Genomic DNA, 21,277 nt, shown 5'->3' with positions numbered 1-21,277 from the left:
GCAGATCAAGATCAAGAGCGACTCGCTTGGCATCGTGGTTAGCGGCAGGCCGTTTGCTTCGCCTGTGCTATACAGTCAACCAAGCAAGTGCTTGGTCGGCTGTATCTCGGATCACAAAGGAGCGCGTCCCATGCCTGTCGCTTTTCGTTTGCCGTTGCAGATCTTCTTCGAGCGTGAAGCGCGGCACCCGCGCAAAGTCTTCCTCGTTCAGCCCATCGGCGGCGGTGAGGTGCAGGCCCTCACCTGGGGCGATGTCGGCCACCAGGTCCGTTGCGCTGCGCACTGGCTGCGTGCGCGGGAGTTGCCCCAGGGCTCGCACATTGCCTTGATTTCAAAAAACTGCGCCCACTGGATCATCGCCGACCTGGCGATCTGGATGGCCGGGCATGTGTCGGTGCCGCTTTATCCCAACCTCACCGCGGACTCAGTCGCCCATGTGCTGACTCACTCGCAGGCGCGGTTGGCGCTGATCGGCAAGCTTGATGATTGGTCGGCGATGGCGCCTGGCATCCCTGCGGGTGTCCCGACTATCAGCCTGCCGCTGTGTCCTGACGGGGATTTCGATTTCAACTGGGCGAACCTGCAAGCCTGCTCGCCGATTCAGGACAACCCGCTACCGGATGCCGACAGCCTGGCTACCATCATCTACACCTCCGGCACGACCGGCCTGCCCAAAGGGGTGATGCACAGTTTCGGCGCCTTGGGGTGTGCTGCCACGCGCGGTACTGAGTTGTTTGGCCTGGGAGAGGATGACCGGTTGCTGTCGTACCTGCCGCTGTGCCATGTGGCGGAGCGAATGTTTGTGGAAATGGCGTCGATCTATACCGGGCAAACCGTTTTTTTTGCTGAGAGCCTGGAGACCTTCCTGACCGATTTGCGCAGGGCGCGGCCGACGGCCTTGTTTGGCGTGCCGCGCATCTGGACCAAATTCCAACTGGGCGTCTACGTCAAAATCCCGGAAAAAAGGCTCGATATGCTGTTAAGCCTGCCTTTTATCGGCAAGCGCGTCGGCCATAAAGTCCTCGCCGGTCTGGGGTTGGATGCGCTGCGTATCGCTCTTTCCGGCGCGGCGCCGGTGCCCGAGGCGTTGCTGCGTTGGTATCAGCGCCTGGGCCTGGATGTGCTGGAGGTATATGGCATGACCGAAAACTGCGGCTATTCCCATGTGTGTCGCCCAGGTGGGCAAACGCTTGGTTGGATCGGCCAGCCCTGCCCAGGCGTGCAAGTGCGTATCGACCCGTCAGGCGAAGTGCAGGTACACAGTGGCGCGACCATGTTGGGCTACTTCAAGGACCCGCAGAAAACCGCGGATACGCTCACCGCAGATGGCTTCCTGCGCACGGGTGACAAGGGCGAGCAGGACGCGGACGGTCGCCTGCGCCTGACCGGACGCCTCAAGGAAATTTTCAAGACCAGCAAAGGCAAATACGTGGCCCCGGCGCCGATTGAAAACCGCCTGGCCGAACATGCACGTATTGAACAGGTGTGTGTGGTCGGCGAGGGGCTCAGCGCGCCGATAGGGCTGTGCGTCTTGTCGGCACCCGGCGAGGACCGCCAAGCCCTCGGCAGTGGTCTTGAACGCTGGCTGGCACAGGTGAACGCGGGCCTGGACAAGCACGAACGCATGGGGCAATTGGTGGTGGTGAAAGACCACTGGGCGGTGGAAAACGGTTTTCTCACGCCGACCTTGAAGATCAAACGCAACGTGATCGAGTCGACGTACGGGCCACAATTGCAAGCATGGAGCGCGCGCGCCGAAACCGTTCTGTGGCAGGATTAGGGTCGTAATAAAACCAACAAGGACAACCGTATGAGCCTGTGGCGTACCCAACCGAATATCGAACACCTCAACGCGATCCAGAAAAACACCATCGGTGAAATGCTGGATATTCGTTTCGAAAGCTTCGACGACGAATCCCTTACCGCCAGTATGGTGGTCGACCACCGCACCCATCAGCCCTACGGCCTGCTGCACGGCGGGGCCTCGGTGGTGCTGGCCGAAAGTGTCGGCTCCATGGCCGCCTACTTGTGCATTGATGCAAGCAAGTTCTATTGCGTGGGCCTGGAGGTCAACGCCAACCATCTGCGCGGTGTGCGCAGCGGTCGGGTGACGGCGGTGGCCAAGGCTATTCATATCGGGCGCACTACCCAAGTGTGGGACATCCGTTTGAGCAGCGACGAGGGCAAGGCCAGTTGTGTCTCGCGCCTGACCATGGCCGTGGTGCCGCTGGGTGAACAACCGCCGGCGCGATAGGCGTGGCGTGAGTGTCATCATTCCTGGCAGTTACAGTCATTGCTGTAGAGGCCGGGCATGGTGACAATCCCCCTCTGTTTTTGTTGATGGAACCTGTATGTCGCAGCACGTGTTTTTTACCCACGCCAATGGCTTCCCTTCGGCCACTTACGGCAAGCTGTTTGCCGCCCTGGCCCCGGAATATGCGGTGGCACATCTGCCGCAGCACGGTCACGACCCCAGGTTCCCGGTGGATGATAACTGGCAGAACCTGGTGGACGAACTGATCCACCATCTGGAGCAGCAGCCAGAACCGGTATGGGGCGTGGGCCATTCCCTGGGAGGCGTGCTGCATTTGCACGCGGCCATGCGCTGCCCGCACCTGTACCGGGGCGTGGTGATGCTGGATTCGCCGGTGCTCACCCGCGCAGACCGCTGGGTGATCCGCGCTGCCAAGCGCTTTGGTTTTATCGACCGCCTCACCCCGGCTGGGCGCACGCTTGGCCGGCGCGAAGAATTCACCGACCTGGACACCGCGCGCAGCTATTTCGCCGGCAAGACCCTGTTCCGTGGCTTTGACCCCGATTGCTTTGACGCGTACCTGCAACATGGTCTGCAGCAAGTGGGCGATCGCCTGCGCCTGCGGTTCGACCCAGCCACCGAAATCAGCATCTATCGCGGCGTGCCCCACACCAGCCCGGGCCAGGTGCGCCAGTTGAAGGTGCCGCTGGCCGTGGTGCGTGGCCGCCAGAGCCGGGTGGTGATGCGTCACCATGCCAGCGGTGTCGACCGCTTGCCCATGGGCGAAATGCTCACCATGCCCGGGGGCCATATGTTCCCTCTTGAACGCCCCCAGGACACCGCTGCCTTGATCAAAAACCTGTTCGCCCGCTGGCAGGCCCGCGAGCGCAGTTGCGCATGAGTACGCCTGTCGAAGAGGTTCGCCTGAGCTTGCCGCACATCGAATTGGCCGCGCATCTGTTCGGGGCCGAGGATGGGCTGCCGGTGATTGCTTTGCATGGCTGGCTGGACAACGCCAACAGCTTTGCGCGCCTGGCGCCCAAGTTGCACGGGTTGCGCATCGTCGCCCTGGACATGGCGGGGCATGGGCATTCGGCGCACCGCCCGGCTGGCGCCGGTTATGCCTTGTGGGATTACGTCTACGACGTGCTGCAGGTGGCCGAGCAACTGGGCTGGAAACGTTTTGCATTACTTGGCCACTCCCTTGGCGCCATAGTCTCCCTGGTGTTGGCCGGGGCCTTGCCGGAGCGGGTGACACACCTGGGCCTGATCGACGGCGTGATCCCACCGACCGCCAGCGGCGAGAACGCGGCCGAGCGCCTGGGCATGGCGTTGCAGGCGCAATTGAGCCTGCAGGACAAGCGCAAACCCGTCTACAACAGCCTTGATCGGGCCGTTGAGGCGCGGATGAAAGGCGTGGTGGCGGTCAGCCGTGAAGCGGCGCAACTCCTGGCCCAGCGCGGTTTGATGCCGGTGCCGGGCGGTTACACTTGGCGCAGCGATAGCCGCCTGACCCTGGCGTCGCCGATGCGCCTGACCGATGAACAGGCCATGGCTTTCGTGCGAAGGGTAGGGTGCCCTACCCAGTTGGTGGTCGCGGCTGACGGCATGCTGGCGAAACATTCCGAATTGCTTTCTCAGCTACCTTTCACGGTCACCACGCTGCCAGGCGGCCATCATTTACACCTGAATGACGAGCCCGGTGCAGCTCTTGTTGCAGACTGTTTCAATCGGTTCTTCTCCACGCCTTGACTTGGCGGGGTCAACTGCCGAGGCTGGGCGGATTGAAAGGGAGTCAACCATGAACACACTCAATATTGCTGTGACCACCATTGGCCAGGGCTCGCTGATCCGATGAGCCTGGGTAAAGGATGTATCCGTGCCCTTGGCCTTTGCTGTTTCAGCCCCCTGGTATTTGCCGCCGATCTGCCCGGCAGCCAGGATTTACCGGCGGTAGCCCGTCAGGTTGATGCGCAAATCGTCGATTACCGCCCTGCTGAAGACAAGGAACGCATCTACCCCATGGGCGCAATCCGCAAGATCAGCGGCCAGTTGCGCTACGAAGGCCAGGCCATCGCACGCGGCCCAGCCACTGCCATCACCTATGAACTACCCGCCGAACACAGCTCCAGCGCCGCCTTTACCGCAACACGCGAAGCCTTGCAGGCCAAGGGCGCGCAGTTGTTGTTCTGGTGCAAGGCCCGCGATTGTGGCGAAAGCAGCCTGTGGGCCAACGAGGTGTTTGGTAACGCCAAGCTAGTGGGCGCCGACGGCCAACAGGAGTACCTGCTGCTTCGCCTGGCCGCCCCGCAGGACAATTCCCTGGTCGCGCTGTATGGCATTACCCGCGGTAACCGTCGCGCCTACCTGCATGTGGAGCAACTCGACGCTAGCGCGCCTCTGGGCAACCTGCTGCCCACCTCGGCCACCCTGCTGCGTGAACTCAAAAGCACCGGCGAGCTGGATTTCCCCGCGCTGGGCGCCGAGCCTGATGACACCTGGGTGACCTTGATATCCCGTGCCTTGAACCTCGACACCACCCTGCGCGTGAGCCTGAGCGGGCCGCACACCGAGGCCTGGCGCCAGGCGCTGGTGGAGAAGGGCGTGCGCACCGCCCGTCTGGAAACCGGCGCAGGTGAAACCCAAGGACTGCATCTGCATCTGATACGCTAAGCATCACACGGGCGAACGGACCCGCGCCGTTCGCCTAAGCTCTCTTCCTACAGCCTTCTTCTCGAGATACCCGATGCTCAATAACGATCGCCTGCTGGTGCAAATCCTGCTGCTGGTGCTGTTTGGTGCCAGCTTCTGGGTCATGGCGCCGTTCTGGTCGGCGCTGTTCTGGGGCGCGGTGCTGGCATTTGCCAGCTGGCCGCTGATGCGTTTGCTCACCCGTTGGCTCGGCGGCCGGGAGTCCCTGGCCGCTGGCATCTTGACGTTGGGCTGGATGTTGCTGGTGGCGGTGCCATTGGTATGGCTGGGGTTCAACCTGGCGGACCATGTGCGTGATGCGGTGGCGCTGATCAAGGACATCCAGGTCGACGGCTTGCCCGAGGCGCCGACCTGGTTGGGGGCGATCCCCTTCGTAGGCGAGCGCCTGGTGGCGACCTGGGACAGCATTGATCAACAAGGCGCGGCGCTGATGGTGAGCATCAAGCCGTACCTGGGCCAGGTCGGCAATTGGTTGTTGGCGCGCAGTGCGCAAATTGGCGGCGGCATTCTCGAGCTGACCCTGAGCCTGGTCTTCGTATTCTTTTTCTACCGTGACGGGCCGCGCCTGGCGATGTTTGTGCACCGCCTGTTGGAGCGCCTGATCGGCGAACGCGCCGGCTATTACATCGAACTGGTGGCTGGCACGGTACAGCGAGTGGTCAATGGTGTGATCGGCACCGCTGCGGCCCAGGCGCTGCTGGCGCTGATCGGCTTTCTGATCGCCGGCGTACCGGGCGCGCTGGTGCTGGGTATCGTGACTTTCCTGCTCAGCCTTATTCCCATGGGGCCGCCGCTGGTGTGGATCCCGGCCACGGCGTGGCTGGCGTGGAAGGGCGACTACACCTACGCGGTATTCCTGGGCGTGTGGGGCACGTTCGTGATCAGCGGCGTGGATAACGTGCTCAAGCCGTACCTGATCAGCCGTGGCGGCAACCTGCCGTTGGTGATTGTGTTGTTGGGTGTATTTGGCGGGTTGATAGCGTTCGGCTTTATCGGCCTGTTTATTGGCCCGACGTTGCTGGCGGTGGCCTACAGCCTGTTGACAGACTGGAGCGCGAGCCAGGCGCAAGTGCGTCGTGAAGACAAACCGTGTAACTGATGGGTGTACCTAACTGTGGTGCGCCGCGGTACTTGTGGGAGCTGGCTTGCCTGCGATAGCGGTGGGCCAGCCAACACTTCATCGACTGACACTGCGCAATCGCAGGCAAGCCAGCTCCCACATTTGGATCGCGGCGCGTCAGGTAAATGGGAGTGCTTAAACCCTCGGCAACCACATCACCGCCGTCAACCCACCGCCCGGTGTATCTTCCAGGCTCAGGTGGCCGCCGAGTCGCTCGACGGCCTCCCTGGCAATGGTCATCCCCAAACCGACCCCTCCGGAATTGCGGTTGCGCGACCCTTCCAGGCGAAAGAAAGGCTCGAACACCGCTTCGCGCTTATCGGCGGCGATTCCCGGGCCGTGGTCGATCACCCGGATTACCAACGCACCGCGGCTGTCGGCCAGTTCCACCCGGGCGGTGCCGGCATAGCGCAGGGCGTTATCGATCAAATTGTTCAGGCATGAACGCAGGGCCATCGGCTGTACCTGCAACGGTGTACAGGTGCCGGCAAACTGCACGTCGCGGCCTTGGTCCTGGGCGTTTTCACTCAGGGATTCCACCAACGCCTGTACATCGAGCCAATGCCGTGTCTCGCTGGTGCGCTGTTCGTGCAGGTAGCTCAAGGTGGCATCGAGCATGCCGATCATGTCGTCCAGGTCCTGGCGCATCTGGCCTTGCAGCTTGGGGTCTTCGATTTGTTCCAGGCGCAACTTGAGGCGCGAGAGCGGGGTGCGCAGGTCGTGGGAGACCGCGCCGAGCATGCGTGCGCGCTGGCTGACTTGTTCGCGGATGCGCTTTTGCATCAGGTTGAAGGTCGAGGCCGCTTGGCGTGCTTCGCGAGGGCCGGTTTCCACCAGGGGCGGGCTGTCGAGGTCGACGCTCAGGCGCTCGGCCGCTGCGCTCAGGCGCTGGATTGGCCGGCTCAGCAGTTTGGCGCCGTACCAGGCAGCGATGATCAGCGAGATAAATTGAAATGTCAGGGGCACCACCGGGCCGCCGAACCAGGGGCGAGGCGCTTTGCGCAAGGGCGTGAGGCTGCCATCTGGTTGTTCGACGAAGGCCGCGCGGGGTGGTGGCGGCGGGCCGTAGTGGTGGAACCAGAAGAACGCCAGCACATGGGCCAGCACAATCGCCACCAGCAACAGGCCGAACAGTCGCCCGAACAGCGTGTTGAAGGGCGCGCGCATCAACCGATATCCCGGGCGTCGAACAGGTAGCCTTCGCCGCGTACCGTCTTGATCAATTGCGGAGCCTTGGGGTCATCCCCCAGCTTCTGGCGCAGGCGCGACACCAGCAGGTCGATGCTGCGATCAAAGGCCTCGATGGAACGCCCACGGGCCGCGTCCAGCAGCTGTTCGCGGCTCAGCACACGGCGGGGGCGTTCGATAAACACCCACAACAAACGAAACTCGGCGTTGGACAACGGCACCACCAGGCCATCATCGGCCACCAGCTGGCGCAGCACGCTGTTCAGGCGCCAAGTGTCGAAACGGATATTGGCCCGCTGTTCGGTGCGGTCATCACGCACCCGGCGCAGGATGGTCTGGATACGCGCGACCAACTCCCGCGGCTCGAACGGCTTGGACATATAGTCATCGGCGCCCAGTTCCAGGCCGATAATGCGGTCGGTAGGTTCGCAGCGGGCGGTGAGCATCAAAATCGGAATATCCGACTCGGCGCGTAGCCAGCGGCACAATGTCAGCCCGTCTTCGCCCGGCAGCATCAGGTCGAGCACCACCACATCGAAGGTCTCCGCTTGCATGGCCTGGCGCATGGCGGTGCCGTCGGTGACGCCCGAGGCGAGAATATTGAAGCGTGCCAGGTAGTCGATCAGCAGTTCGCGGATCGGCACGTCGTCGTCGACAATCAGTGCGCGGGTGTTCCAGCGCTTGTCTTCGGCGATCACCGCGTCTTTTGGCGCTTCGTTTACAGGGTCGCAAGGGGTATGCATAGCGAGGTCATCTGCCTGGTTGTGGCTGTCAGCATAGGCGCCCAGTTCCAGGGCTGGAAGTGCTGGGCGGACGGTCATGTGCGCGAGGCTAGCCGGGCGGCGTATTGGGGGCGTGTCGTGAATGTATCGGGGTTGAAACAATTGCTCTGAATCGCCGGTATTGGGCGCTTGATCAGTATTTACCGATCATCGGATCCCGCAACGGCGCTGCTTGCGCTACAATCCGCGCCGATTTCGACTTGCCTGAGAGCCCATTCCAATGTCCGTCTGCCAGACTCCTATCATCGTCGCCCTGGATTACCCCACCCGTGACGCCGCACTGAAGCTGGCTGACCAGTTGGACCCCAAGCTTTGCCGGGTCAAGGTCGGCAAGGAACTGTTTACCAGTTGCGCGGCGGAAATCGTCGGCACCCTGCGTGACAAAGGCTTCGAAGTGTTCCTGGACCTGAAATTCCATGACATCCCCAACACCACGGCGATGGCCGTCAAAGCCGCGGCCGAGATGGGCGTGTGGATGGTCAATGTGCACTGCTCCGGTGGCCTGCGCATGATGAGCGCCTGCCGCGAAGTGCTGGAACAGCGCAGCGGCCCAAAACCGTTGTTGATCGGTGTAACCGTGCTCACCAGCATGGAGCGTGAAGACCTGGCAGGTATTGGCCTGGATATCGAGCCGCAGGTTCAGGTGTTGCGCCTGGCAGCCCTGGCGCAGAAAGCCGGCCTCGACGGCCTGGTGTGTTCGGCCCTGGAAGCCCAGGCCTTGAAGAACGCTCACCCGTCGTTGCAACTGGTGACACCGGGTATCCGTCCCACCGGCAGCGCCCAGGATGACCAACGCCGCATCCTGACCCCACGCCAGGCCCTGGATGCGGGCTCGGATTACCTGGTGATTGGCCGTCCGATCAGCCAGGCGGCGGATCCTGCCAAGGCGTTGGCAGCGGTCGTCGCCGAGATCGCCTGATTTTTAGAGTGAGCAAAAATGTGGGAGCTGGCTTGCCTGCGATAGTATCAACTGGGTATCACTTAGAAACCGAGTTGCTTGCATCGCAGGCAAGCCAGCTCCCACATTTGTTTTTGTGTTGTTTCAGCTGACTTTGAGCACCAACTTCCCGAAGTTCTCGCCATTGAACAGCTTCATCAGCGTTTCCGGGAATGTCTCCAGCCCTTCGACAATATCTTCCTTGCTCTTGAGCTTGCCCTGGGCCATCCAGCCGGCCATTTCCTGGCCCGCCGCCGCGAAGTTCGCCGCGTGGTCCATCACCACAAAGCCTTCCATGCGCGCACGATTGACCAGCAATGACAGGTAGTTGGCCGGACCTTTGACCGCTTCCTTGTTGTTGTACTGGCTGATTGCGCCGCAAATCACTACGCGGGCTTTGAGCGCCAGGCGGCTGAGCACGGCGTCGAGAATATCCCCGCCGACGTTATCGAAATACACGTCCACGCCTTTGGGGCACTCGCGCTTGAGGGCGGCGGGCACGTCTTCGTTTTTGTAGTCGATGGCGGCGTCGAAGCCCAGCTCATCCACCAGGAACTTGCACTTTTCGGCGCCACCGGCGATCCCCACCACGCGACAGCCTTTGAGCTTGGCGATCTGCCCGGCGATGCTACCCACGGCACCGGCAGCACCAGAGATCACCACGGTGTCACCGGTTTTCGGTGCGCCGGTGTCCAGCAGGGCAAAGTACGCCGTCATGCCGGTCATGCCCAGGGCGGACAGGTAGCGGGGCAGGGGCGCTAGCTTGGGGTCCACCTTATAGAAACCACGGGGCTCGCCAAGGAAGTAATCCTGCACGCCCAGTGCACCGTTCACGTAGTCCCCCACCGCGAAGTTCGGATGCTTCGAGGCAATCACCTTGCCTACGCCCAGGGCGCGCATCACTTCGCCGATGCCTACTGGTGGGATGTAGGACTTGCCTTCATTCATCCAGCCACGCATGGCCGGGTCGAGGGACAGGTATTCATTGCGCACCAGCACCTGGCCTTCCTGGGGTTCGCCCACCGGTACTTCCTGGTAAGTGAAGGTCTCGCGCGTGGCGGCACCGACCGGGCGTTTGGCGAGCAGAAATTGGCGGTTGGTCTGGGCGGTCATGGCAAGGACTCTTTAGAAATGGAACATGAGTGATAGACCCTCAGTGGCAGAAGGGCAAGGGTGTGCGGCGCAGGCGAATGCCCGGCAATAGGCCTCATTGATAATCTGCCGGTCCGCTTTATCACTGCGATTCATGCAGCGCCAACCGGCCTTCTGATAGTGCTGACGTGCGGCTCCCGGCGTTGGCTAGACTCGCTCCATCGCTACTAACTCCACAGGACAGTTCCCATGAGCATGACGTTTTCCGGCCAGGTCGCCTTGGTGACCGGCGCCGCCGCTGGTATTGGCCGCGCCACCGCGCTGGCATTCGCCGCCGAAGGCTTGAAGGTGGTGGTCGCTGACCTTGATGTGGCGGGAGGTGAGGGCACTGTGGCATTGATCCACCAGGCCGGTGGCGAAGGGATATTTGTGCGCTGCAACGTCACGCTCGACGCGGACGTGCAGCAATTGATGGCTCAGACCGTCGCCACCTATGGACGCCTGGACTACGCCTTCAACAACGCCGGCATCGAGATCGAGAAGGGCAAGCTGGCCGACGGCAGTCTTGATGAGTTCGATGCGATCATGGGGGTTAACGTCAAAGGCGTGTGGCTGTGCATGAAGTATCAGCTGCCGTTGCTGTTGGCCCAGGGCGGTGGGGCCATCGTCAACACCGCATCGGTGGCGGGGTTGGGGGCGGCACCGAAGATGAGCATCTATGCGGCGTCCAAGCATGCGGTGATCGGGCTGACGAAGTCGGCGGCCATCGAGTATGCGAAGAAGAAAATCCGCGTGAATGCGGTCTGCCCGGCCGTGATTGATACCGACATGTTTCGCCGCGCCTATGAGGCCGACCCACGCAAGGCTGAGTTTGCCGCCGCCATGCACCCGGTCGGACGCATTGGCAAGGTTGAGGAAATCGCCAGCGCCGTGTTGTACCTGTGCAGTGATGGCGCAGCATTTACCACCGGTCAGGCCCTGGCGGTGGACGGCGGCGCGACAGCGATCTAGGACGGCAGGTCGCGTGGCATTCGAAAACAGAGCCAGGTGCTGTGGGGCGTTTCCATGGCGGGCAGTGGGCTGCGCCCGAATATGTTTCACTAGGTAAATAACCCAATAAAATCAATACTTTAATAAAAGTTGGCGGCCGGTTTTACTGAGCTTCTGTGCTTAACTGTTTTGGGTTAACAGACAGTTGAAGTGAGTGGCTCATGGATTTAGGGATCGATCGACAAGCCCTGGTACCGGTTGTTCAGCAGATCGTCAGCGCGGTGGCAGAATGGATTCGCAAGGAGGGGGTGAGCCCTGGCACACGCTTGCCGTCCATTCGCCAATTGGCCCTCGATAACCTGCTGAGCCAGGCCAGTGTGATCGAGGCATTCGAACGATTGGTGGCCCAGGGGCTGCTGGCCCCCCGACATGGCTCGGGGTTTGTGGTGGCGTCACCCACGACGGCCCACGAAAACCATTGGTATGAGGGTGCGGAACAGGGCTGGGGGGCATTTACCGATGGCCCACTGGGCCAGCTGAAGCTGGGCTGCGGCTGGCTACCCGACACCTGGCGCGAAAGCGATGACATCAACTACGCGATCCGCGAACTGAGCCGTACCGACACTGGCGGCCTGTTCAACTACAGCACACCCTTGGGGTTGCCGGCGTTGCGCGAACAACTGCTCAAACGCCTGACCCAGATACACGTGCCCACCAGCCTGGACCGTATTCTCACCACCCACGGCGCCAGCCATGCCCAGGACCTGCTGATACGCACGCTGCTCAAGCCAGGTGATAAGGTGGTGGTCGAGACACCCGGGTATGGCAATCTCTATCGCCAACTGGCCTTTCAGGGCGTTACGCTGCTGCAAGTGCCGCGCACCCGTGGTGGCCCGGATATTCCGGCATTGGAAGCGCTGCTGCACACCCACCGGCCCAAGTGCCTGTTCATCAACAGCCTGTATCACAACCCCACGGGGACCAGTTTGAGTCGTCCGGTGGCGGAGCGCTTGTTGGAGTTGGCACGCGAGCGCGACTTCCTGATTATCGAAGAGGACGTTTACGGCGACCTGCAACATGCCAGTTGCACACGCTTGTCGGCGCTTGCCCATGATGAGCGGGTGATCTATGTGTCGAGCTTTTCCAAGACACTGAGCAGTGCCCTGCGCGTGGGTTACCTGTGCGCCAATGCCGCGATCATCACGCAATTGGTCCAGCTCAAGACCCTGACAGGCATCGGCACCTCACGGTTTGCCGAAGCCATGGTGGCGACGTTGCTGAGTAACGGCACTTACCGTAAGTGGATGCAGCGCCTGCGCAAGCGCCTGACTGCGCAGATGGCTGCCACTCTGCAGGTGCTGGAGGATGAAGAGTGGCAGGTATTTGCCGCACCCGCGGGCGGGATGTTCCTGTGGGCACGACCAGGCTTGGCCGACCCCTTGCGATTGCAAGCCTGCGCCCAGCGGCTGGGTGTGTTGCTGTCGCCGGGTGCGTTGTTCAGCCCCACGGGTGAGCGCAGCGAATGGCTGCGCATCAATGTGGCCTACGCCGCTGATCAACGCGCATTGACGCTGTTCCGCGCTATGGGTGCAGCGAGATCGACCTCGACCATTCTGAAAACGACGCACATGTAGCTTTTTGCCATTATTCCGGCGCCAGCGGCTTGTGCTCAGTGCCTCGGGGTTGCGAATCTCGCTGCTTGTAAACCTGGCTTATGGCATTTGCCATCGCAAGAGGATCAAGTGCAATGATTTCGGGCGTGCAACGACGTTTCGCCAACCTCGGTATGGCAAAAAAACTCGGCTTGGGTTTTACCCTGGTACTGCTGTTGACGGCCCTGGTAGCGGCCATCGGTGTGTGGTCCCTGCAGACCATCGGCCAGCGCTTCGAAGGCCTTACGTCGATGTCGACGCTCAACAGCGACCTGCTCAAGGTGCGCTTGATCGAGCAAGACTATGCGTTGCACGCCGACCCCAAGGCCGTTGAGGCCCTGCATGCCAGTGTCGATGCGCTGATGGCCCAGGCCACGCGTCTCAAGGCACGGTCCGCCAGCAACGAGCGAGTGGTGGGTGATGTTGAGCAAGCTTTGGTCGCCTATCGCCAGGCATTCGATGAGTTCGTCGAGTTGACCCAGACCAAAGACCTCGCCCTGGAAATGGCCAGTTGGTCGGTGTCCAGCGTGGCCAATAACCTGGATGTGCTGCAAGCCGGGCTGGCGGACGACGGCGCCTATGGCCTCAAGGAAAGCCAAGGCAAGGAGGGCGCGGCGTTTATCGAGCAGGCAGGGCAGGTCAGCCAGGTGTCGCGGCTGATGTTGCAGGCCATGAACGAAGCGCGGGTGCGCCTGGATCAGAGCCGCAGGGCGGACGCAGACGACGCCGCGCAGGGCAAGATCGAGCAAGCCGACCAGGCCCTGGCTGAAGTCGAGACACTCAAAACCACGGTCAAGGACCCCGGCTACCAGACCGTGCTCAACGAAGTCGCCGGGCATATCGCGTCGTTCAGTGAAAAGCTCGGCGAATACACCGGGCTGCTGGCCCAGGAAAAAGTGGTCTACACGCAATTGCATGACCGCGCCGAGCAAGTGGTCAGCCGGGTCAACCAGGCGTATGCCGCCGAAGACCAGTCCATGCAAACACAGTTGCAGCACAGCACGTTGCTGATCATCGGCTCATCCGCCCTGGCGCTGCTGGTGGGCTTGATCGCTGCATGGGTGATCACTCGCTTGATTGTTGCGCCGTTGCGCGCGGTGATCGCCGTGGCCCAGCAGATCGCCTCGGGTGACCTGAGTGGGCGCATGGAGATCAGCCGTCGTGATGAAATCGGCCAGTTGATGCAGGCGATGCAGCAGATGGGCAATAGCTTGAGCCAGATGGTCAGCGGGTTGCAGGCGGGGATCGAACAGCTCGCCAGCTCCGCGCATTCATTGTCCAGCGTCACCGAGCAAACCACTGCCGAAGTCAGCAACCAGAAGGACGAAACCGAGCAAGTCGCCACGGCGATGAACCAGATGACCGCCACGGTGCACGATGTGGCACGCAATGCCGAGCAGGCGGCCCAAGCCGCGCAGACCGCGGATGCCAAAGTCGATAGCGGCCAACAGGTGGTACGCATGAGCCTTCAGCGTATCGAATTGCTGGCGACGTCGAGCAACAGTGCCAGCGCCAGCATCGAAAGCCTCAGCGCGCAAATCCAGAATATAGGTACCGTCTTGAGCGTGATCCAGAGCGTGGCCGAACAGACCAACTTGCTGGCTTTGAACGCTGCGATTGAGGCGGCGCGTGCCGGTGAGCAGGGGCGTGGCTTTGCGGTGGTGGCCGATGAAGTGCGGGCACTGGCCAAGCGCACCCAACAATCGACCGAGGAAATCGAACGGCTGGTCAGCACGCTGCGCAGTGCGGCGCAGTCCTCGGTGCAGCAGATCCAGCAGAGTGGCGAGCTGGTGAAACTGGCGGTCAGTGATGCACTGGAGACCGAAGGGGCCTTGGGCAGCATTGCGGCGGCTGTTTCATTGATCCAGCAGATGAACCAACAGATCGCCGCCGCCGCCGAGGAGCAAAGCTCGGTGGCCGAAGAGATCAACCGCAGTGTCACCAGTATTCGGGCGAGTGCCGATCATTCTGCGTTGAGCATGCAAGGCAATGCCGCCTCGAGCATCCAGTTGGCGCAGTTGGGCGCGCAACTCAAGGGGATGGTGGGGCATTTCCGCCTTTGATCGCAGCGTAGACGCTGCGATCTGAGGGCAGGGCGATCAGGCGTGGTTGGCGAGGAAGGTCAGCAGCGCCTCGTTGACGAAATCCGGGTTCTCGCGGCTGGAGATATGCCCGGCTTCGGGGATCAGGATCAGGCTGCAACCGATCAGGTCGGCCATTTCCTCGGACTCGGCGGGTGGCCGGGGTTTGTCCTGCTCGCCGCACATCACCAGGGTGGTGTCGGCGTCCAAGCCAGGTAATTGCTCCAAGATGTCTTTGCGGCTGAAGATCAGGCGGCCCAGTGGCACGATACTGTCCAGCAAGCGTTCTTTGGGGAAGCCTTGCAGTGACTGGCGAAAGTCCTGGTACAGCGCGGATTCGCGGTCGATGTTCGGGCGGAAGAAGATCGGTGCGATCACATCCAGCAACGGTTCGGGGATCGCCCCGGCGTCTTCAATCATCTTGAACAGCGAGAAATAGTACTGGCGCGTTGCTTCGGGTTCAGCCCCTAGGTAGGTGTCCATCAGCACCACGGTGTTGATGCGCTCGGGAGCCAGCAGCGCCAGGCGTGCGCCCCACATGCCGCCGACCGAGAGGCCCACCAGGTTGGCTTGTTCGATGCTCAGGTGATCCAGCAGCGCCAGGGCCTGGCGGGCGAGGTCATCCAGGGAATGGGTGTTTGCTGGCAACGGCCCGGACTCACCGTGGCCCCACAACTCGGGGACGATCACGCGGTATTGCTGCGACAGCGCTTCAATCTGCGGCGCCCACATGTCGCTGGCCCACAGGTAACTCGAACCCAGTAGCACGACGGGGCCGGCGCCCTGGTCGATAAAGTGCAGCGGTTGTCCATCAATCACGGCGACAGGCATAACAGGCCTCTAGTTTCACGGAGTGAGGGGCACTTTTTTACGCTAGTCGGGGGCAGGAGGATAGGTGCACATTGATGGCATGTGATGATTTCACTGTGGGAGCTGGCTTGCCTGCGATGAAGGCCTGCCAGCCGATGCTCACCTACCTGACACCCCACAATCCCACTGTGGGAGCGGGCTTGCTCGCGAAAGCGGTGTGTCAGTCAACATCAATGTTGCTGAGCCGACGTCTTCGCAGGCAAGCCAGCTTTGATGTTCGTTGCTTTGAGCATTGCGTTCGCGATGCCATCAATCGTAGATAGCTTTCTTCTTCCACTCGGCATCGGCGTCGACGACTTTCAAGCCCTCGGTCAACTCGTTGACTTCGTCCTCGGCAGGCTGGCTGTTGGTCAGCACTGTGGAGTTGGCGCGCGCCAATTGGGACTCCAGCAGTTGCAACTGGGCGCTGTAGAGCACCGGCTCCGGCTGTTTGCGCAGGTACTGCACGCCGCGCTCGAACGCCAGGCGTGCCTGGCCGGGTTGGCCTTGCAGCAGGGCGTGCTGGCCGAGGTTGTTGAAAAACTCGATGTGCAGCAGCACCAGGATATGACGGATTTCCTTGATCCAGTGCTTGGCTTCGTTGGTCGGCAGGAAGCCATCCTGCGCGGCGCGGGTGACTTGGCCGTGCAGGGCTTCGAGCAGGAAGCGCACGTCCTTGGCCTTGGCCTCGGTCTGGATCGGTGCCGGTGGGTTGGCCACCGGAATCGATTCGCCTTGGGCGATCAGCGCATTCAGTTCGGTGATACGCGCCTTGAGCGGTGTGCTGGACTTGTTGAGATTCAACAGGCGCTGGTTGACGTTCAGTTCCAGGCGAGCCAGCAACAGCTTGAGCGCTGGGGTCATCAGTTGGCCGGGGAAGGTCTCGGTAATTTCACCGCAGCGACGCAGCCGATCGTTAAGCTCGATCTCGGTACGCTTCTTTTCCAGCTTGTTGTTTTCCACCACGTGGTTCATGTAGCCAATGGCGATCAGTATTACGATCCCGGCTATTACCAGCAGGGTGATCATGAGTGGTGTCACTGGTGTGACCTCTTTAATAGGGTTTGCTGTGGAGTGTAGTGACTGGGTCATCCGGCGGATAGGACCGATCGACCAGTTGCCCAGGTGATTTCTTCTATATAAGTAGGCGTTCCCTGAATGGATGCACATTGCCATCATTTGCCTGGGTGAACTATAGCGTCTTGTCGAACGCCAGAATATAGGCGTCAAGGCTCGGACGGTGCCAATGCCCGCGAAGGCCGTGAAACCATGGCGAAGTCATTGATTTAAATAAATTTATCCTTGGGGGTTGACGACCTTTCAATCCATCCATAGAATGCGCGCCACTTACAGCGTAAAGCACACAGCGAAACGCGGTAGGGAGTGAATGTTGTACGTGTGTCCCCTTCGTCTAGTGGCCTAGGACACCGCCCTTTCACGGCGGTAACAGGGGTTCGAGTCCCCTAGGGGACGCCATATGCGGGAATAGCTCAGTTGGTAGAGCACGACCTTGCCAAGGTCGGGGTCGCGAGTTCGAGTCTCGTTTCCCGCTCCAATTTACAAGCAGTGTGGCCTTCGGGCGGCATTGAGTGAAACCAGGACCAAGTCTTCGGACAAGGCCTCTGGGCACTGGAACACACACCATGTGTTTCAGTAGCGTGTCCCCTTCGTCTAGTGGCCTAGGACACCGCCCTTTCACGGCGGTAACAGGGGTTCGAGTCCCCTAGGGGACGCCATTTGCGGGAATAGCTCAGTTGGTAGAGCACGACCTTGCCAAGGTCGGGGTCGCGAGTTCGAGTCTCGTTTCCCGCTCCATATTTAACGAAAACGCCGATCAGTGATGATCGGCGTTTTTGTTTGTGCGCAATTTACTTCGCCAGCGCACCGCACCCGTTCAAAGCGTCGAAGGAATCTCCTGCCGTGGCATAAAAAACCGCGCAAACAGTTCGGACTGCGATTTGATATTCAGCTTGCTGTAGATGTTGCGGCGGTGAACCTTGATGGTTTCCGTCGACAGCGACAGCTTGCCGGCGATCTCTTTGTTGGAGAACCCACTGAGCAGTAACTTGAGTACGTCCTTTTCACGTGCCGTTACTTGTGCTTCCAACTGAGTAAGTGCCTCAGCCCATGGGGCCGGCTCGGCAAGATTTTTTGCCGGGTCAGTTTCAAAGCCCATGCGTTGATGCATCATTGCCGTTACCCACGGCTTGATCATGTCCAATACCGTTATCTGCGCCTGGGTGAATCGCAGGTTGCTGCCAAACGACATGCACAGCGTTGTACCGGCATCGAGCCTTACATTGTATTGCGCCTCATCGACCGAGATGTATTGCGCGAAATATTGCTGGTAGTACTCGGTTTCCCGGAAGTGTTCCGGCGCAATGTCGAGCAGATGGAAGAACCCGCTCTGTGGGTTTTCTCGATCAGCGATATAAAACGGGTCCAGCAAATACAGGCCTTTCACATAGCGGTGAATAAAGGCGTCGATTTCTTCGCTGTCTGCTACTTCGGGCAGGCTGATCACACGCACTGCGTGGTCGCCAAAAACCAGCACCACCCAATTGTCTATCTGCACATATTCATTCAATACGCGAATCAACGAACTCCAGAACTCAGGGCGATTGAGCTGCATGATCAGTTTTCCAACCGATCGGTGCCAAGCCAGGCTATGAAGGTCAAGCGACATGTTCTACCCCTTTAGGGTTAGGGCTTTGCAGGCCAGAGCTAAGTACTTGTAGGTATTTACTATTCGTCGAGGCTCGGTATATTCACCCCGAGCTTACGATAGCCATGAGGGCGCGTCGTGTGGACAGGGATAGTCATATGAGTCGAGCACACTTGCGAGCTATTTTTTTAGCTTCGCTTATGGGCGCTGCAATCAGCACGCCCGCAGCCGCCGCTGAATCTTCGGTGTATCTGTATAACTGGTTCGGGTTTCTTGAACCGCAGACGCCCAAGCAATTCCAGCAGGAGACCGGCATCAAGCTGCATATGGATGCTTTCGACAGCGCCGAAATCATGCAGAGCAAGGTCATGGCTGGGCGCACCGGCTATGACCTGGTGGTGGCCACCTCCAATGTATTGCCGGGCTTGATCAAGGCCGGGGTGCTGCAGCCGCTGGATCGCGCGCAGTTGAGTAACCTTTCGCACATCGACCCTGACATCCTCTCCCTGCTGGCGGTCAATGACCCCGGTAACCGCTACGCCGTGCCCTATGTCTGGGGCACCACCGGCATTGGCTACGACGTGGATAAAGTCAAGGCGGCGCTGGGCGATGACGCCCCGGTGGACAGCTGGGACCTGATCTTCAAAGAAGAAAACATCAGCAAGCTCAAGTCTTGTGGCGTGGCCATGCTCGACTCCCCCAGCGAGATCATTTCCATTGCCTTGCACTACCTGGGGCTGCCCAGCAACAGTACCGATCCAGAGGATTACCAGAAGGCCCAGGCGCTGTTGTTGAAAATCCGTCCCTATGTGCTCTATTTCGATTCGTCCAGAATCGACACCGACCTGGCGGACGGCAATATCTGTGCAGTCGTCGGCTGGGCCAATGGTGCCCTGGCGGCGCAGGCGATTAATGAAAAGTCCAACAGTGGCCGCAAGATTGCCTACAGCCTGCCGCGCGAAGGCGCCTTGGTCTGGTCTGAAAACTGGGTGTTGCTCAAGGACGCTCGCCACCCAAAGGCCGCTCTGGCGTTCATCAACTACATGCTGCGGCCACAGGTGATAGCCAAGACATCCAACTACATGCTCTATCCCAACGCCAATAAAGACGCCACTGAATTCGTCGAACAAAAGTTGCGGGATAACCCTTGGATCTATCCCGATAAAAAGACCATGGCCACACTGGTTCCGCTTGAGCCCTTGCCGCTGAAGGCGGAGCGCATTCGCACACGGGTCTGGACCAAGGTCAAAAGCGGTACGTGACGGGGACGAGGTCGGGGAGGGAGACAGCATGCGCCAGGGTGGTGATCAGCGCTATTTAGAGTCGGACGACTACAAGGCCTACAAAGAGATTGAAGAGCAGATCGGCCTATGTACGCCAGAACAGGCCTGGGCCATGTACTACGTTTCGACGGGCATGGTGCGGGAAAATATTACCCTGGCGGTGATGGAGCACATTGGCCGGGGCAATCGTGCCCTGTTGCTTGAGTTTCCAGACCTGGTGCGAGTCGCAGGGCGTGACGCTGAGCCGTGTGAGATCGCCTCAAACTGGCCTCTGCTGCGAAGGCGTCGTCGATAAGTCTACTGTGCGTATCTCTGGATGGGCGAGGTGCAGGCGGTTGTAGGTTATTATTGTGAAGCTTGTAGGGAAAGTCTGTGTTTTTTGTAGGGTGGATGCCTTTTCGCCCTGTGCTCTCTACTCTGGCCACCCATTCTCCTTGTCCACTTCAGAGAACTGACCGGATGCTTCAACTCGATTTCTATTCAACCCTCGTTGCCGCTTCACTGGTGTTATTGCTGGGGCGCGGGCTTGTGGCTCGCATCGGCTTCTTACGTACCTACAACATTCCGGAACCCGTAGCCGGTGGCCTGTTGGTCGCCATGCTGCTCCTGGCGTTGCGCGGGTTTGCCGATATCGAAGTACGCTTCGATCCTTCATTGCAAACCCCCTTGATGCTGGCGTTCTTTGCCACTATCGGTTTGAACGCCGATTTTGCCAGCCTGAAGAAAGGCGGACGGATCCTGGCGGTGTTTCTGCTGGTGGTAACGGGCTTGCTGGTGGTGCAAAACGCCATGGGTATCGCGCTGGCCTCGGCGCTCGGGCTTGACCCATTGATGGGCCTGCTTGCGGGTTCGGTGACTCTGTCCGGTGGGCATGGCACCGGTGCGGCCTGGGGCGCGGTGTTCAGTGAGCAGTATGGCGTGGCGTCTGCGTCTGAACTGGCGATTGCCTCGGCGACCTTTGGCCTGGTGCTCGGTGGCCTGATCGGCGGGCCCGTGGCGCGTTTTCTGATCAAGCGGGTCGAGGTGCCAGGTATTGGGCAACCGCAGTCGAGCCTGGCCAAGGGGTTCGAACAACCGAATGAAGAGCGCCTGATCACCGCGTTTTCGTTTATCGAGACCCTGGCGCTGGTGGCGATCAGTCTGCAGGGCGGCAACTTGTTGAATGCCGCCATCCAAGGCACCGCGTTCGAATTGCCGACGTTCGTGTGCGTATTGTTCGTCGGTGTGGTGCTGCGCAATGGGCTGTCGATGCTCGGCTGGCATCAGGTGTTCGAGCGCGAAGTCTCGGTGCTGGGCAATGTCAGTTTGTCGTTGTTCCTGGCGATGGCGCTGATGTCACTCAAGCTCTGGGACTTGGCGGCACTGGCTTTGCCGATTGTCATTCTGCTGGCCGCACAGGCATTGCTGATGGCGCTGTTCGCGATTTTCGTGACGTTCCGGGTGATGGGCCGCAACTACGATGCGGCGGTGCTGGCGGCAGGCCATTGCGGCTTCGGGCTTGGCGCAACGCCCACGGCGATTGCCAATATGCAGGCGGTAACGCAGCGCTTCGGGCCCTCGCAGATCGCGTTTCTGGTGGTGCCGATGGTGGGCGCGTTCTTCATCGATATCGCCAATGCGGTGGTGATCAAATTGTACCTGGCGCTGCCGTTCCTGGGGGCCGCTGGGTAAG

At 60.5% G+C, this 21,277-nt stretch carries 19 protein-coding genes, 4 tRNA genes and 1 pseudogene; 18 read left to right on the top strand and 6 right to left on the bottom strand.

Going from position 1 to position 21,277, the window contains the following annotated elements:
* The first annotated feature begins 130 nt into the window (after nucleotides 1–130).
* From BMH52_RS24345 to BMH52_RS24320, 6 genes are all read left to right on the top strand, one after another.
* A complete protein-coding gene (locus BMH52_RS24345) occupies nucleotides 131–1,780 on the top strand; it encodes an AMP-binding protein (protein WP_073845321.1) in 1,650 nt (549 codons plus the stop codon).
* Between the two features lie 30 nt (nucleotides 1,781–1,810).
* Nucleotides 1,811–2,254: a hotdog fold thioesterase gene (locus tag BMH52_RS24340; protein WP_014717751.1), complete on the top strand. Its 444-nt coding sequence runs from the start codon at nucleotides 1,811–1,813 to the stop codon at nucleotides 2,252–2,254.
* Between the two features lie 97 nt (nucleotides 2,255–2,351).
* Entirely contained in the window at nucleotides 2,352–3,155 is an 804-nt protein-coding gene (locus tag BMH52_RS24335; RefSeq protein ID WP_014717752.1) for an alpha/beta fold hydrolase, read from the top strand.
* Nucleotides 3,152–4,006 carry an alpha/beta hydrolase gene (locus BMH52_RS24330; RefSeq protein ID WP_032902996.1) on the top strand — a complete coding sequence of 285 codons (855 nt, stop codon included), beginning with the start codon at nucleotides 3,152–3,154 and terminating at the stop codon, nucleotides 4,004–4,006. The genes BMH52_RS24335 and BMH52_RS24330 overlap by 4 nt, the downstream gene beginning before the upstream one ends.
* Before the next feature lie 102 nt (nucleotides 4,007–4,108).
* The gene (locus tag BMH52_RS24325; protein ID WP_014717754.1) at nucleotides 4,109–4,927 is read left to right on the top strand and encodes a DUF4892 domain-containing protein; all 819 of its coding nucleotides are present in this window, start codon (nucleotides 4,109–4,111) and stop codon (nucleotides 4,925–4,927) included.
* Nucleotides 4,928–5,000: 73 nt separating this feature from the next.
* Complete coding sequence (locus tag BMH52_RS24320; protein WP_073845319.1) at nucleotides 5,001–6,065, top strand: AI-2E family transporter; 1,065 nt, start codon at nucleotides 5,001–5,003, stop codon at nucleotides 6,063–6,065.
* 156 nt (nucleotides 6,066–6,221) lie between these two features.
* Here BMH52_RS24320 and BMH52_RS24315 read toward each other — a convergent pair whose 3' ends face one another.
* A complete protein-coding gene (locus BMH52_RS24315; RefSeq protein ID WP_014717755.1) occupies nucleotides 6,222–7,253 on the bottom strand; it encodes a HAMP domain-containing sensor histidine kinase in 1,032 nt (343 codons plus the stop codon).
* On the bottom strand, nucleotides 7,253–8,017 hold the full coding sequence (locus BMH52_RS24310) for a response regulator (protein ID WP_014717756.1): 765 nt from the start codon (nucleotides 8,015–8,017) through the stop codon (nucleotides 7,253–7,255). Before BMH52_RS24310 ends, BMH52_RS24315 begins: the two co-directional genes overlap by 1 nt.
* A gap of 259 nt (nucleotides 8,018–8,276) precedes the next feature.
* Between BMH52_RS24310 and pyrF the strand changes: the two genes are divergently transcribed.
* Nucleotides 8,277–8,975: an orotidine-5'-phosphate decarboxylase gene (pyrF, locus tag BMH52_RS24305; RefSeq protein ID WP_003190068.1), complete on the top strand. Its 699-nt coding sequence runs from the start codon at nucleotides 8,277–8,279 to the stop codon at nucleotides 8,973–8,975.
* Nucleotides 8,976–9,098: 123 nt separating this feature from the next.
* Here pyrF and BMH52_RS24300 read toward each other — a convergent pair whose 3' ends face one another.
* Nucleotides 9,099–10,106 (bottom strand): NADP-dependent oxidoreductase, encoded by a 1,008-nt coding sequence (locus BMH52_RS24300; RefSeq protein WP_014717757.1) that lies wholly within the window; start codon nucleotides 10,104–10,106, stop codon nucleotides 9,099–9,101.
* Between the two features lie 228 nt (nucleotides 10,107–10,334).
* Here BMH52_RS24300 and BMH52_RS24295 point away from each other — a divergent pair, with 228 nt between their 5' ends.
* From BMH52_RS24295 to BMH52_RS30045, 4 genes and pseudogenes are all read left to right on the top strand, one after another.
* Nucleotides 10,335–11,096: an SDR family oxidoreductase gene (locus BMH52_RS24295; RefSeq protein ID WP_014717758.1), complete on the top strand. Its 762-nt coding sequence runs from the start codon at nucleotides 10,335–10,337 to the stop codon at nucleotides 11,094–11,096.
* A 200-nt stretch (nucleotides 11,097–11,296) separates the two neighbouring features.
* Nucleotides 11,297–12,709, top strand: a complete 1,413-nt coding sequence (locus tag BMH52_RS24290) for a PLP-dependent aminotransferase family protein (protein ID WP_073845317.1) — start codon at nucleotides 11,297–11,299, stop codon at nucleotides 12,707–12,709.
* Between the two features lie 80 nt (nucleotides 12,710–12,789).
* Nucleotides 12,790–13,932, top strand: a pseudogene (locus BMH52_RS30050) (HAMP domain-containing protein); the annotation flags it as partial.
* Nucleotides 13,909–14,790: a methyl-accepting chemotaxis protein gene (locus tag BMH52_RS30045; RefSeq protein WP_370721009.1), complete on the top strand. Its 882-nt coding sequence runs from the start codon at nucleotides 13,909–13,911 to the stop codon at nucleotides 14,788–14,790. The pseudogene BMH52_RS30050 and the gene BMH52_RS30045, both read left to right, overlap by 24 nt.
* A 36-nt stretch (nucleotides 14,791–14,826) precedes the next feature.
* Here the strand turns inward: BMH52_RS30045 and BMH52_RS24280 are convergent, their stop codons facing one another.
* Together BMH52_RS24280 and BMH52_RS24275 are read right to left on the bottom strand one after the other, a co-directional pair.
* On the bottom strand, nucleotides 14,827–15,639 hold the full coding sequence (locus BMH52_RS24280) for an alpha/beta fold hydrolase (protein ID WP_072435565.1): 813 nt from the start codon (nucleotides 15,637–15,639) through the stop codon (nucleotides 14,827–14,829).
* Nucleotides 15,640–15,927: 288 nt separating this feature from the next.
* Entirely contained in the window at nucleotides 15,928–16,698 is a 771-nt protein-coding gene (locus BMH52_RS24275) for a hypothetical protein (RefSeq protein WP_032872063.1), read from the bottom strand.
* Nucleotides 16,699–17,057: 359 nt separating this feature from the next.
* Between BMH52_RS24275 and BMH52_RS24270 the strand changes: the two genes are divergently transcribed.
* The 4 genes from BMH52_RS24270 (at nucleotide 17,058) to BMH52_RS24255 (ending at nucleotide 17,472) form a co-directional block, all read left to right on the top strand.
* Nucleotides 17,058–17,133 (top strand) — tRNA-Glu (locus tag BMH52_RS24270).
* Between the two features lie 3 nt (nucleotides 17,134–17,136).
* Nucleotides 17,137–17,212 (top strand) — tRNA-Gly (locus BMH52_RS24265).
* Nucleotides 17,213–17,317: 105 nt separating this feature from the next.
* A tRNA-Glu gene (locus tag BMH52_RS24260) sits at nucleotides 17,318–17,393 on the top strand.
* 3 nt (nucleotides 17,394–17,396) lie between these two features.
* Nucleotides 17,397–17,472, top strand: a tRNA-Gly gene (locus BMH52_RS24255).
* Between the two features lie 79 nt (nucleotides 17,473–17,551).
* On the opposite strand, the gene BMH52_RS24250 is transcribed toward BMH52_RS24255, so the two are convergent.
* Complete coding sequence (locus BMH52_RS24250; protein WP_014717763.1) at nucleotides 17,552–18,343, bottom strand: LuxR C-terminal-related transcriptional regulator; 792 nt, start codon at nucleotides 18,341–18,343, stop codon at nucleotides 17,552–17,554.
* A gap of 137 nt (nucleotides 18,344–18,480) precedes the next feature.
* On the opposite strand from BMH52_RS24250, the gene BMH52_RS24245 reads away from it, so the two are divergent.
* From BMH52_RS24245 to gltS, 3 genes are all read left to right on the top strand, one after another.
* Nucleotides 18,481–19,584: a polyamine ABC transporter substrate-binding protein gene (locus BMH52_RS24245; protein ID WP_014717764.1), complete on the top strand. Its 1,104-nt coding sequence runs from the start codon at nucleotides 18,481–18,483 to the stop codon at nucleotides 19,582–19,584.
* A 28-nt stretch (nucleotides 19,585–19,612) separates the two neighbouring features.
* Nucleotides 19,613–19,900: a hypothetical protein gene (locus BMH52_RS24240; protein WP_073845315.1), complete on the top strand. Its 288-nt coding sequence runs from the start codon at nucleotides 19,613–19,615 to the stop codon at nucleotides 19,898–19,900.
* Between the two features lie 164 nt (nucleotides 19,901–20,064).
* The gene (gene gltS / locus BMH52_RS24235) at nucleotides 20,065–21,276 is read left to right on the top strand and encodes a sodium/glutamate symporter (protein ID WP_014717766.1); all 1,212 of its coding nucleotides are present in this window, start codon (nucleotides 20,065–20,067) and stop codon (nucleotides 21,274–21,276) included.
* The last annotated feature ends 1 nt before the right edge of the window (nucleotide 21,277 follow it).

The sequence above is a fragment of the Pseudomonas sp. BTN1 genome (assembly GCF_001907715.1).
Taxonomy (GTDB): Bacteria; Pseudomonadota; Gammaproteobacteria; order Pseudomonadales; family Pseudomonadaceae; genus Aquipseudomonas; species Aquipseudomonas paracarnis.
The sequence above is the reverse complement of the archived record's forward strand: the minus strand, read 5'-3'. Positions and strand labels throughout refer to the sequence as shown.